The sequence below is a fragment of the Streptomyces sp. NPDC026500 genome (genome assembly GCF_055567635.1).
In genome coordinates this window covers 66,183-78,753 of sequence record NZ_JBVHQB010000008.1, presented here as the reverse complement: position 1 = coordinate 78,753, position 12,571 = coordinate 66,183, and the positions used below count along the sequence as shown (strand labels likewise).

General features: G+C 70.1%; 11 protein-coding genes. 8 read left to right on the top strand and 3 right to left on the bottom strand.

The window, feature by feature from the left end; all coding sequences use genetic code 11:
* Nucleotides 1-65: 65 nt before the first annotated feature.
* The 7 genes from gap (at nt 66) to ACZ4N5_RS16435 (ending at nt 6,939) form a co-directional block, all read left to right on the top strand.
* Nucleotides 66-1,076 carry a type I glyceraldehyde-3-phosphate dehydrogenase gene (gap, locus tag ACZ4N5_RS16465; protein ID WP_467757771.1) on the top strand — a complete coding sequence of 337 codons (1,011 nt, stop codon included), beginning with the start codon at nt 66-68 and terminating at the stop codon, nt 1,074-1,076.
* Nucleotides 1,077-1,204: 128 nt separating this feature from the next.
* Nucleotides 1,205-2,416, top strand: a complete 1,212-nt coding sequence (locus tag ACZ4N5_RS16460; RefSeq protein WP_467757770.1) for a phosphoglycerate kinase — start codon at nt 1,205-1,207, stop codon at nt 2,414-2,416.
* A 5-nt stretch (nt 2,417-2,421) separates the two neighbouring features.
* Nucleotides 2,422-3,198, top strand: coding sequence for a triose-phosphate isomerase (tpiA, locus tag ACZ4N5_RS16455; RefSeq protein ID WP_467757769.1), 777 nt, complete (start codon nt 2,422-2,424; stop codon nt 3,196-3,198).
* Nucleotides 3,199-3,296: 98 nt separating this feature from the next.
* Nucleotides 3,297-3,533: a preprotein translocase subunit SecG gene (secG, locus tag ACZ4N5_RS16450; protein WP_261703385.1), complete on the top strand. Its 237-nt coding sequence runs from the start codon at nt 3,297-3,299 to the stop codon at nt 3,531-3,533.
* Between the two features lie 236 nt (nt 3,534-3,769).
* Nucleotides 3,770-4,105 carry an RNA polymerase-binding protein RbpA gene (locus ACZ4N5_RS16445; protein ID WP_078615979.1) on the top strand — a complete coding sequence of 112 codons (336 nt, stop codon included), beginning with the start codon at nt 3,770-3,772 and terminating at the stop codon, nt 4,103-4,105.
* 661 nt (nt 4,106-4,766) lie between these two features.
* On the top strand, nt 4,767-6,419 hold the full coding sequence (gene pgi / locus ACZ4N5_RS16440; RefSeq protein ID WP_467757768.1) for a glucose-6-phosphate isomerase: 1,653 nt from the start codon (nt 4,767-4,769) through the stop codon (nt 6,417-6,419).
* Between the two features lie 208 nt (nt 6,420-6,627).
* Nucleotides 6,628-6,939, top strand: a complete 312-nt coding sequence (locus ACZ4N5_RS16435) for a hypothetical protein (RefSeq protein WP_467757767.1) — start codon at nt 6,628-6,630, stop codon at nt 6,937-6,939.
* Between the two features lie 6 nt (nt 6,940-6,945).
* Here the strand turns inward: ACZ4N5_RS16435 and ACZ4N5_RS16430 are convergent, their stop codons facing one another.
* From ACZ4N5_RS16430 to ACZ4N5_RS16420, 3 genes are all read right to left on the bottom strand, one after another.
* Complete coding sequence (locus tag ACZ4N5_RS16430; RefSeq protein WP_467757766.1) at nt 6,946-9,237, bottom strand: ABC transporter permease; 2,292 nt, start codon at nt 9,235-9,237, stop codon at nt 6,946-6,948.
* A 353-nt stretch (nt 9,238-9,590) separates the two neighbouring features.
* Entirely contained in the window at nt 9,591-10,406 is an 816-nt protein-coding gene (locus ACZ4N5_RS16425) for an ABC transporter ATP-binding protein (protein WP_467757765.1), read from the bottom strand.
* Nucleotides 10,403-10,918 (bottom strand): PadR family transcriptional regulator, encoded by a 516-nt coding sequence (locus tag ACZ4N5_RS16420; protein WP_467757764.1) that lies wholly within the window; start codon nt 10,916-10,918, stop codon nt 10,403-10,405. Before ACZ4N5_RS16420 ends, ACZ4N5_RS16425 begins: the two co-directional genes overlap by 4 nt.
* Before the next feature lie 221 nt (nt 10,919-11,139).
* Here ACZ4N5_RS16420 and ACZ4N5_RS16415 point away from each other — a divergent pair, with 221 nt between their 5' ends.
* Nucleotides 11,140-12,414, top strand: a complete 1,275-nt coding sequence (locus ACZ4N5_RS16415; RefSeq protein ID WP_467757763.1) for an ABC transporter substrate-binding protein — start codon at nt 11,140-11,142, stop codon at nt 12,412-12,414.
* Nucleotides 12,415-12,571: the final 157 nt, after the last annotated feature.

The window sequence follows — 12,571 nt, the reverse complement described above, 5'->3', positions numbered from 1 at the left end:
GGTCGGGGACATCCCATACAACTCGCCGACATCTGAGTCGGCGTACCTAACGAGGAGATCGGTTCGTGACGATCCGCGTAGGCATCAACGGCTTTGGCCGCATCGGTCGTAACTACTTCCGCGCGCTGCTGGAGCAGGGTGCTGACATCGAGATCGTGGCTGTCAACGACCTGGGTGACACCGCGACCACCGCCCACCTGCTCAAGTACGACACCATCCTTGGCCGCCTCAAGGCCGAGGTGTCGCACACCGCCGACACGATCACCGTCGACGGGCACACGATCAAGGTCCTGTCCGAGCGCAACCCCGCCGACATCCCGTGGGGCGAGCTCGGTGTCGACATCGTCATCGAGTCGACCGGCATCTTCACGAAGAAGGCCGACGCCGAGAAGCACATCGCCGGCGGCGCCAAGAAGGTCCTCATCTCGGCTCCGGCCAAGGACGAGGACATCACCATCGTGATGGGCGTCAACCAGGACCAGTACGACCCGGCGAACCACAACATCATCTCCAACGCCTCCTGCACCACCAACTGTGTGGCGCCGATGGCCAAGGTTCTCGACGAGAACTTCGGCATCGTCAAGGGCCTGATGACGACGGTTCACGCGTACACGAACGACCAGCGCATCCTGGACTTCCCGCACTCGGACCTGCGCCGCGCCCGTGCCGCCGCCGAGAACATCATCCCGACCACGACCGGTGCCGCCAAGGCCACCGCCCTGGTCCTCCCGCAGCTCAAGGGCAAGCTGGACGGCATCGCCATGCGCGTCCCGGTCCCGACCGGTTCGGCCACCGACCTGGTCGTGACGCTGCAGCGCGAGGTCACCAAGGACGAGGTCAACGCCGCGTTCAAGAAGGCCTCCGAGGACGGCGACCTCAACGGCTACCTGGCGTACACCGAGGACCAGATCGTCTCCTCGGACATCGTCGGCGACCCGGCCTCCTGCACCTTCGACTCCTCCCTGACCATGGTCCAGGAGGGCAACACGGTGAAGATCCTCGGCTGGTACGACAACGAGTGGGGCTACTCCAACCGCCTCGTCGACCTCACGGTCTTCGTCGGCGGCCGGCTCTAACTCCCAGAGCAGGCACCTCGATGTGAGCCAGGGCTCGGGCAGCGCGACGCCGCGCTGTCCGGGCCCTGCGCTACGTAGTGATCGACCAGCCCTCTCGGATCTGAAGAGCCTTCCCTAGGAGTCCCTTTATGAAGACGATCGACGAGCTTCTCGCCGAAGGCGTGGCCGGCAAGCGGGTCTTCGTCCGCGCCGACCTCAACGTGCCGCTGGCCAATGGCCTCATCACCGACGACGGCCGTATCCGCGCCGTCCTTCCCACCGTCAAGGCCCTGGCCGAGGCGGGCGCCAAGGTCATCGTCGCCTCGCACCTGGGCCGCCCCAAGGGCGCCCCGGACCCGGCGTTCTCCCTCCTCCAGCCCGCCGAGCGACTCGGTGAACTGCTCGGCGCGCCGGTCGCGTTCGCGCAGGACACGGTCGGCCCCGCGGCCCACGACGCGGTGAACGGCCTGCAGCCCGGCCAGGTCGCGGTCATCGAGAACCTCCGCTTCAACGCCGGCGAGACGTCCAAGGACGACACCGAGCGCGGCGAGTTCGCCGACCGGCTGGCCGCCCTGGCCGACGTCTACGTGGGCGACGGCTTCGGCGCCGTGCACCGCAAGCACGCCTCCGTGTACGACCTCCCGGCCCGCCTGCCGCACTACGCCGGCTACCTCATCGCCACCGAGGTCGGCGTCCTGAAGAAGCTCACCGAGGACGTCCGGCGGCCCTACGTCGTCGCGCTCGGCGGCTCCAAGGTCTCCGACAAGCTCGCCGTCATCGACCAGCTGCTCGGCAAGGCCGACAAGCTGCTCATCGGCGGCGGCATGGTGTTCACCTTCCTCAAGGCCAAGGGCTACGAGGTCGGCACCTCCCTCCTTCAGGAGGACCAGCTCCCGGCGGTCAAGGAGTACATCGAGCGCGCGGAGAAGAACGGCGTCGAGCTGGTTCTCCCCGTCGACGTGCTGGTAGCCCACGAGTTCCCGGACCTGAAGACCAAGGCCCCGTCGAACTCCACGACTGTCGCCGCGGACGCGATCCCGGCCGACCAGCTGGGCCTGGACATCGGTCCGGAGTCCCGCAAGCTGTACGCCTCGAAGCTCGCCGACGCCGCCACCGTCTTCTGGAACGGCCCGATGGGCGTCTTCGAGCACCCCGACTACGCCGAGGGCACCAAGGCGGTCGCCCAGGCCCTTCTCGATTCCCAGGCCTTCACGGTCGTCGGCGGTGGCGACTCCGCCGCGGCCGTCCGCATCCTGGGCTTCGACGAGACGGCATTCGGCCACATCTCGACCGGTGGCGGCGCCTCCCTCGAATACCTCGAGGGCAAGACGCTCCCCGGCCTCGCCGCACTGGAGGACTGACCTAGATGAGCACGCGCACGCCGCTGATGGCGGGCAACTGGAAGATGAACCTCAACCACCTCGAGGCCATCGCGCACGTCCAGAAACTCGCCTTCGCCCTGGCGGACAAGGATTACGAGGCCTGCGAGGTCGCCGTCCTGCCGCCCTTCACCGACCTGCGCTCCGTGCAGACCCTGGTCGACGGCGACAAGCTCAAGATCAAGTACGGTGCCCAGGACCTCTCGGCGCAGGACTCCGGTGCCTACACCGGCGAGATCTCCGGCTCGATGCTGGCCAAGCTGAAGTGCACGTACGTGGCCATCGGCCACTCCGAGCGCCGCCAGTACCACAACGAGACCGACGAGATCGTGAACGCCAAGGTCAAGGCCGCCTACAGGCACGGTCTGACCCCGATCCTGTGCGTGGGCGAGGAGCTGGACGTCCGCGAGGCGGGCAACCACGTCGCGCACACGCTCGCGCAGGTCGAGGGCGGTCTGAAGGACCTCCCGGCCGAGCAGGCCGAGTCCGTCGTGATCGCGTACGAGCCCGTCTGGGCCATCGGCACCGGCAAGGTCTGCGGCGCCGACGACGCGCAGGAGGTCTGCGCCGCGATCCGTGCCAAGCTCGCCGAGCTGTACTCCCAGGAGCTGGCCGACCAGGTCCGCATCCAGTACGGCGGCTCGGTGAAGTCCGGAAACGTCGCCGAGATCATGGCGAAGCCCGACATCGACGGCGCTCTGGTCGGTGGCGCGTCCCTCGACGCCGACGAGTTCGTCAAGATCGTCCGGTTCCGCGACCAGTAAGTATGCGGTAGCGGCGATTCGTCGTACCCTTGCGGGGGTCTGGTGCCGTTGCACCGGGCCCCCGTCGTCCATCCAGTTCCTAGGAAGTTGGTCCAGCCGTGGTTTTGGGGTTCTCGATCGCCCTGATCGTCTTCAGCCTGCTGCTGATGCTGCTGGTGCTGATGCACAAGGGAAAGGGCGGCGGCCTGTCCGACATGTTCGGTGGCGGCATGCAGTCGTCCGTCGGCGGCTCCTCGGTCGCCGAGCGCAACCTCGACCGCATCACGCTGATGATCGGTCTGCTCTGGTTCGCGTGCATCGTCGTGCTCGGTGTCCTGATGAAGATCAACAACTGATCACCGATCGACATCGGTACGGAAGCACAACTGCACATTACGCAAGCACATTCCGCACGTAAGGCCCCATGTCCGGTACGCGCCTCCAGGCGCCGCCTATCATGGGGCTTGCGTCTAGGGGTGGGGATGTAACTCCAATCACTGGACGCGCGTTGGGCCTTACGTAGACTGAGGCGCTCGCAGCGAAGCGTCACGCCGACTCGCTTCGCGGCACCATCACGCAGGGAGTTACGACCGTGGCAAGTGGCAACGCGATCCGAGGAAGCCGGGTCGGGGCGGGGCCGATGGGCGAGGCCGAGCGCGGCGAGTCCGCACCCCGGCTGCGCATCTCCTTCTGGTGCTCCAACGGGCACGAGACGGTCCCCAGCTTCGCCAGCGACGCGCAGGTTCCCGAGACCTGGGACTGTCCGCGCTGCGGCTTCCCCGCAGGACAGGACCGGGACAACCCGCCGGACCCGCCGCGCACCGAGCCGTACAAGACGCACCTCGCGTACGTGCGGGAGCGGCGCAGCGACGCGGACGGCGAGGCGATCCTCGCCGAGGCGCTCGCCAAACTGCGGGGCGAAATCTAGGAGTTGAGAGCCGGCCGGGCACCCACAGGTGTCTGGCCGGAACCGTTTCGCGGCGGCTTCGCGGCCAGGACACCGCCCGGTCGCCGGGTCCGCCGCGCCTGGACGCCCGTGCCGCGGGTCGTTTGTTCCGCCGCGCCCGGATCCTCGTACCGTCGACGGGGCTTCGTACCGTGGACGGATTCCTGTGCCGCGCCCGAGTCCCGGTGCTGTTCCGGGCGCCCGGGGCGACCAGCGGCGCGGGATGACGGCGCACTCGTCGGGCGGCCTCGCCGCTGCCCGGCCCGACGAACATCACGGGGAGCGCCGGCCAGGTCACGCTGATGCAGCAGCGCGGCCCGGAATTCATGCCGGGCGCGTCGGCTCGGCATTCCGCACGATCTCGGCCCCGGACACCCCTGGGAGCCCCTGCCGGGCGGCACGGGCACGGCAGCCACGGGGCCGAACGGACCGGCACTGTTCGCGGCCGCGATCCTCACTCCCGACGTCGTCGCGTCACTTCCGCCGTCATCGCGCTGACACCTGTGGTCAAGAGGGACGTATCTGTTGTTGAGCCGGCGGACGCACTACGACAGCTCGTGTCCAGCCCTGATCAATTAGGTTGGGACCGGCAGCGGGGCAAGGTACGCAGCAGCACAGGCAGGAAAGAAGGCGGAAGTCCGAGATGAACGCAGAAAGCCGTACCCGGCTCAACCAGACACCCGAGTGGACCGCTCTGGCCAAGCACCGAGAGGAGCTCGCGGACGCCCATCTGCGCGACCTGTTCGCGGCCGATCCCGCGCGCGGCTCCGGCTACTCGCTCCAGGTCGGCGATCTGCACGTCGACTACTCCAAGCACCTGGTCACCGACGAGACGCTGCGACTGCTGCGCGAGCTGGCCGCGGCGACCGACGTCTTCGGGCTGCGGGACGCGATGTTCCGGGGCGAGAAGATCAATGTGACCGAGGACCGGGCGGTGCTGCACACCGCGCTGCGGGCGCCGCGGGACGCGGTCGTCGAGGTCGACGGGGAGAACGTGGTGCCGGCCGTGCACGCGGTCCTCGACAGGATGGCGGGCTTCGCGGAGCGGGTCCGCTCGGGCGAGTGGACCGGGCACACCGGCAAGCGCATCAAGAACGTCGTCAACATCGGCATCGGCGGTTCCGACCTCGGTCCCGCGATGGCGTACGAGGTGCTGCGCTCGTTCACGGACCGCGACCTCACGCTCCGGTTCGTGTCGAACGTGGACGGCGCGGACCTGCACGAGGCCGTGCGGGACCTGGACCCGGCGGAGACGCTGTTCATCATCGCCTCCAAGACGTTCACCACGATCGAGACGATCACGAACGCCACCTCGGCGCGTGACTGGCTGCTGGGCGGTCTGAAGGCCGGGCAGGAGGCGGTGGCGCGGCACTTCGTGGCGCTGTCGACGAACGCCGAGAAGGTCTCCGACTTCGGGATCGACACGGCCAACATGTTCGAGTTCTGGGACTGGGTCGGCGGACGCTACTCCTACGACTCGGCGATCGGCCTCTCGCTGATGATCGCGATCGGCCCGGACCGCTTCCGCGAGATGCTCAACGGCTTCCACCTCGTCGACGAGCACTTCCGTACCGCTCCCACTGAGGCCAACGTCCCGTTGCTGCTCGGTCTGTTGGGTGTCTGGTACGGCAACTTCCACGACGCGCAGTCGCACGCCGTGCTGCCCTACTCGCACTACCTGTCCAAGTTCACCGCCTATCTCCAGCAACTCGACATGGAGTCCAACGGCAAGTCCGTGGACCGTGACGGCCGTCCGGTCGAGTGGCAGACCGGCCCGGTGGTGTGGGGCACGCCCGGCACCAACGGCCAGCACGCCTACTACCAGTTGATCCACCAGGGCACGAAGCTGATCCCCGCCGACTTCATCGGATTCGCCGAGCCCGTGGCCGACCTGCTGCCGGGCCTGGTCGCCCAGCACGACCTGTTGATGGCGAACTTCTTCGCGCAGACGCAGGCGCTGGCCTTCGGCAAGACCCCCGCCGAGGTACGCGCCGAGGGGGTGCCCGAGGAGCTGGTGCCGCACAAGACGTTCGAGGGCAATCACCCGACGACCACGATCCTGGCGAGGGAGCTGACCCCCTCGGTCCTCGGCCAGCTGATCGCCCTCTACGAACACAAGGTGTTCGTCCAGGGCGCGATCTGGAACATCGACTCCTTCGACCAGTGGGGCGTCGAGCTCGGCAAGGTGCTCGCCAAGCGCGTCGAGCCCGCCCTCACCGACGGCGCGGACGTGCCGGGACTGGACGAGTCGACCAAGGCCCTGGTCGCCAAGTACCGGACGCTGCGCGGCCGTTAGGTCCCCGAATGCGGGGAAGCGGGCGGCGGGAGTCCGCCCGCTTCCCGTGCAATCCCCGGCGATCACGATGGCGATCGTTCGGGGGAGCGGAAGTTGGCCGGTTCACGTGGGAGATGGACGAGCGACAGACTGACGGTCCGACCTGGTCACCGGTGATCTGCACGGGCTCAGCCTCACCCTGGGCATCGTCTTCATCCTGGGCGCGCCGGTGACGGTGACCGCCATCTCCGTCCTGGAGATGAACAGGCTCCGCCGCCGTTATGGGATCAGGCTGCGCGCGCACCCCGCGGCCCTGCCGATCCCGCGTCCCGTGGCTCCGCCCGGGTACCCGCCGCACGGCGGTTTCGTGCCTCCGCAGGGGACGCCCTTCCCGCCCGGGAACCGGTACAACCCGTACCGCTACGGCAGCCCGTCGGGCCCGTATCCGCAGAGCGCTCCGTACGCCCCCCACCCCCAGGGGCACCCGCCCGGGCCGGGCACGCGGCAGAACCTCTACGGGCAAGGACCGTACGGGACCTGACCGGGATCAGGCCGCCGCGCTGAGGGTGTCCGCCAGCCGGCGGCGGGCCGCTCGGGCGGCCGGCAGGGCGGCGAGCGCGGCGGCGCCCAGCACGGCGGCGCCGCCGAACAGCAGCAGAAGCAGCGCGGACGGTCCCCGCGCGACGCCCGCGCCGATGCCGCTCGACCTTCCCTGGGCATCGATCAGCCAGTGCGCGAGTGGCAGCCCCAGAGCCGTACCGACGAGGACCGCCGCGAAAGCCGTGCACCCCGTGGCCGTCACGGTGATCGCGGTGATCTGCCGCGGCGTCAGTCCGATCGCCTTCAGCGCCAGCAGATCCCGCTCGCCCTCGCGGACCGTGCCGCCGATCGCGGTGAGCAGCTCGATGAGCCCGATCAGGGCCAGTACGGCGATCAGTCCCACAACGACTCCGCGCAGCGGCGAGAGCCCGTCGGCCGGGTTGGTCACGGCGTGCACGTCGAAGTGTCCGTGCGCCGCCGTGGCCAGCTCCGTGGCCACCCGGTGCGGGTCCGCGCCGGGGCGCAGCTGGAGCTGATAGAGGGTCGGCCGGAGTCCCGGGTCGTTCTCACGGAGGGTGTCGAGCGAGGTGGAGATGACCCGGCCGCCGTTCTCCGGTTCGATGCTCCGCCCCACGATGTGCAGGATCTGCGGCTGAGCGCCCACGGTCATGCGCACCCAGTCGCCGACCCGCACGTCCAGCAGGTCGAGCAGGCCCTGACCGGCCACCGCCTCGTCGGGGCCGCGCGCGGGGCGGCCCTCGGCCAGCGAGAACGGGTAGGGGTCCTGGCGTGTGCCGAGCCCGCGCAGCGCGATCGTGCCGGTCTGGCCGGGGACCAGAGCGGGCACCTGGATGCCCGGGTGGACCCCGGTGACCTGCGGATTCCGGTCGAGCAGGGCCCGTACGCCGGAATCGCTCAGACTCCCGTCCGGCCGGACGGTGAGTGCGGACGCGAGACCGAGCTGCTCGGGCCTGCTGTGGAAGCGGTCGATGGTCGTCCAGGCGCTCATGGCCACCACGATCAGCAGCAGGGGCAGCGCGAGGCGGGCGACCGTGGCCAGCGAGCGCGGCCGACGGGTGAACGCCTTGTGCCAGCCCAGGACCAGCGCGGACGGCAGCCGCAGCCCCAGCGCCCCGCGTGCCAGACGCGGCAGCCCGCCGCCGAGCGGTGCCGCGGCGCGCAGCCCCGGCACGGGTGACACCCGTCCGGCCCGCCACGCGGCGAGCACGGTCGTCGCGGCGATGAACAGCACCGCGGCCGCGGGCACCGAGAAGAGCGCCGCGGTGTGTCCCGGCAGTCCCTGCCACACACCGACCGCGTCCCCGAGACGCCCCGGGACCCGGCTGCCCAGCGCCTGCGTGAGCGCACCCGCGAGCACGGCGCCCAGCAGCGCGAACGCCACGTGCTGCAACAGGAAGATCCGTACCACCTGGCCCGGCGTGAAGCCGATCGCCTTCAGCACCGAGATGTCCCGCAGATGGCCACGGATACGGGTGCCGATCGCACCGTGCACGGCGAGCCCGGCGGCGACGAGCGCGCCCAGGCCGAACAGGCCGAGAACCTGCCCGAGCAGACGGTTGTCGCCCTGCGCCTCGGCACGCGCCTGCTGCCAGGGGGAGACCTCGGTGACCGCGCCGGCGCCGAGGAGGGTGACGGCCCGCTGGACCGCGTAGTCGGTGTCGCCGGGATCGGTCAGCCGCAGCCCGATCACCTGTCCGGCGCGCCCGGCGGTGCCCCGCACCGCCGACGGGAGGGCCCACACCAGGCCCGGCCGCTCGCCCGGGCTGTACCGGGGCTCGGCGCTGTCGGCCACGCCCAGCACGGTCAGCTTCCGGGCGGTGCCGGGAACGGTGAGGGTGTCGCCCGGTTCGGCCCACAGCGCCCGGGCCAGGCTGCTCTCCAGCACCACGCCGTCCGCCTCGGCGGGGTCGAGCCAGCGTCCGGAGGCGAGCAGCGGGCGCCCCGTGGCGGGCTGCTCGGTGGCGCCGCGCAGTTCGACCACGGCGCGGGTTCCCCGTGACTCGACGGCGGTCGAGGCGGTGGGGTAGGGCCCCGCGACGGAGTCGACTCCGTCCACTTCGGCGAGTCTGCGCGCGTCCGAGGACGGTCCGGTGTGGATCCACACGTGCGCGCCGTGCGACTGGGTGAACACCCGCTGCCACGGGTTGGTCGCGTAGCCGAAGAGCGCGGTGGCCAGCAGCAACGAGGCGACGATCCCGGCGGTGGCGAGCACGATGAACAGCGCCTCACCCCGGTGGGTGCGCAGATCGGCGTGCGCCCAGCGCAACGTGGCACGCATTCCCGCTCAGCCTCTCGGTTCGCGGGCGAAGGGGGCGGAGGGGGCGACGCAGGCCCGGGGCGCGAGGGAAATGACCGGGCGCACGGAGATCGAGGGCCCGGGGGAAGGGGCGATGGGGGTCGAGGGCGGAGGGCACGTGAAGGGGGCGACGGGGATCGCGGGTGCGGGGGAGGCGAACGGGGCGACGGAGGTCGAGGGCGCGGGGGAGACGACGGGGGCTGGGGGTGTCGGGGTGGTGGCGCGGGCAGGCGAGGGCGCGTGTGTCGCAGGCGAGGGCGCGTGTGTCAGGGACGTGGCGCGGGCAAGCGGGGGCGCGGGTGCGAGGGAGGCGAACAAGAGGTTGCGCATGTCGCTCAGTCCTTCAGTTCCAGCACGCCGGATATCCCCAGGCCCCGCGACGGCGCGCCGTCGAGTTCCGCGTCGTCGGCGATACGGCCGTCGAAGAAGCTGATCACCCGGTCCGCGGCGCTCGCGAGCCGCGCGTCGTGGGTGACCAGCACGATCGTCTGCCCGCGCTGATGGAAACGGGACAACAGCCGGGTCACCTCCCGGGTGCCCTTGCTGTCGAGGCTGCCTGCGGGCTCGTCGGCGAGCAGCAGGGGCGGATGGTTGACCAGCGCCCTGGCCAGCGCGACGCGCTGCTGCTCACCGCCGGACAGCTCGCCCGGCATGCTGCGCTCCTTGCCCTGAAGTCCCAGCTCGGCGAGCAGCTGCTCGCGCTCGGCGCGCGCCTGCTTGGGGGAGACCCCGGCGAGCAGGGCGGGCAGCTCGACGTTGTCGGCCACCGACAGATTCGACACCAGGTTGAAGAACTGGAACACGATGCCGATGCGGCGCCGGCGCTCGATCGCCCAGCGGGCCTCGCCGTATCCGTCCGTGCAGACGCCGTCCAGCCAGATGCTGCCGGAATCCGGCCTCTGGAGCCCGCCGAGCAGATGCAGCAGGGTCGACTTCCCCGCGCCGGAAGGGCCCGTGACGGCCACGAACTCGCCCCGCCGTACGGAGAGGTCGACGCCGCGCACGGCATGTGCGGGAGCCCCTTCGCCATGGTGGGTCTTGACCAGGCTCTCCGCGCGCAGCACAGCGGTCTCCCCGGCGGCACGCGGCGAAGGGCTCTCGGGCTGCGCCGACGGGTTCTCGGCGCGCGGCGCGGGAGGGGTGCGGCTCATTCCTGCTCCTCCAACTCCTCCTGGCAGCGTTCCAGCCAGTCGAGATCGGCCTGCAGATGCAGCATGGCGCCCTCGATGAGCAGCTGGGAGATCCGGTTGTCCCGGTTCTCGGTCGTGGCGAGCTTCGACAGTTCGCGCATGGTGTTCAGATACCGGCGCCGCTGCTTGTTGATCAGGGCGATCTGGTCGGCGAGACCGGTCTGCGGCGCGAGCGCGAGCTTCATGAAGAACTCGTCCCGTACCCGCGGTTCGTCCGCCGTCTCCTCGTACCAGGCGCGCAGCGCCTCACGCCCGGCGTCGGTGAGGTGGTAGATCTTCTTGTTGGGCCGGCTCGACTGCTCGACTTCCTCGCCCTCGATCAGTCCCGACTTCTCGAGGCGGCCGAGCGTCACATAGATCTGGCCGACGTTCGGCTGAGGGTACGCGGAGCCCAGCAGTTGCTCAAGGCCCTGCTTGAGCTCGTAGCCATGGCCCGGGCCGCGCGCCAGCAGGGCCAGGAGGGGCAGCCGCACTCGTGCTCTCCTCCCCCTCTTCTCTCTCTTCTTCTCGGTTCGCCCTCGGGGCGTCCCGGCCGCTCACGGCATGCTCGTCATGTGTTGCGGGCCCATGTGCCGAACACCCATGAACCGGAGGCCAATGTGCCGCAGGCCCTAGTATCGCCCATACCTAACAGGTATACATGGCCTCTGACTCCGGGCGAAGGTGCCCGGTGCCGGTGTACAGGGAGGAACCTATGCGGTGGATACGCGCCGCCGGTAGGGGCCTCCTTGTCGTCGCGGTCGTCCTGTCCGGTTACGTCGCCTCGGGCCCGCCCGCCGACGGGGCGCGTGGGGGCGGACGCGGTCCGCTGACGCTGGCCACCGCCGGTGACCTCACCAACTATCTCGGGCCGCTGCTCGACGGCTGGAACCGCGCGCACCCCGGCGAGAAGGTCACCCTCGTCGAACTCCCGGACTCCGCGGACGAGACCCACGCGCAGATGACCACCGACCTGCGCGGCGGTGACCGGCGGCGCTTCGACGTCCTCAACATCGATGTCGCGTGGACCTCGGAGTTCGCCGCGGCGGGCTGGATCTCCCCGCTGCCCCGCGACCGCTTCCCGCTCGACGGGTTCCTGCCGCCGGTGGTCGACACGGCGAGGTACGACGGGAAGCTGTACGCCGTCCCGTACGTTACGAATGCCGGACTGCTCCTCTACCGCAAGGACATCCTGGCCAAGGAGGGTGTCGCGCCGCCGCGCACCTGGGCCGAGCTGGAGAAACAGGCGAGGACCATCGCGCCGAAGTACGGACTCGACGGCTACGCGGGCCAGTTCCTGCCCTACGAGGGCCTCACTGTGAACGCCGCCGAGGCGGTCTATTCGGCGGGCGGCACGATCCTCGGTGACGAGGGCGAGCGCGTCACGGTGGACTCCGCGGCGGCCCGTGAGGGCATCGGCTTCCTCGCCGACGGCGTCCGTGACGGCTGGATACCGAAGAAGGCGCTGACGTACAAGGAGCAGGAGTCCAAACAGGCCTTCCAGGACGGCCGTCTCCTCTTCCTGCGCAACTGGCCCTACGCCTATGTCAGCGCCTCCGCCCCGGGATCGGCCGTCGCGGGGAAGATCGGCGCGGTTCCGCTGCCCGGCCCCGACGGGCCGGGGACGAGCGTGCTCGGCGGCTCCAACCTTGCGGTCAACGCGCAGGCCAGGCACCCCGATTCCGCCGCCCGCCTGATCGCGTATCTCACGAGTGAACGGGTGCAGCGCCAGGTCCTGACCAAGGGCGCGCTGCCGCCCGTACGGGCCGACCTCTACCAGGATCCGGAACTGGTCCGGGAGTTCCCGTATCTGCCGACGCTGCGCGCCGGTGTGCTCGCCGCGGCGCCGCGCCCCAAGAGCCCCCGCTACGACCAGGTGAGCCTCGTCGTGCAGGCCGTGGTGCACGACGCGATGACCGGGCATCAGACGCCCGAGGCCGCCGTGCGCCGGCTGGCGCGCGAACTGGCCGACATCTCGCGCCGGGGCTGAGCCCCTTCTTCGTCGCATCCAGCGACCCCTTCCTAGTTACATGTTAGGTAACGCCGCCGTCTCATCTCGAACGGAGTGGGCCAAAAAATGAGCATTTAAAGGGCCAGCTTCCCGCTACCTCCTGTCTACTCGTTGACATCTCCTCGACATGCCTACA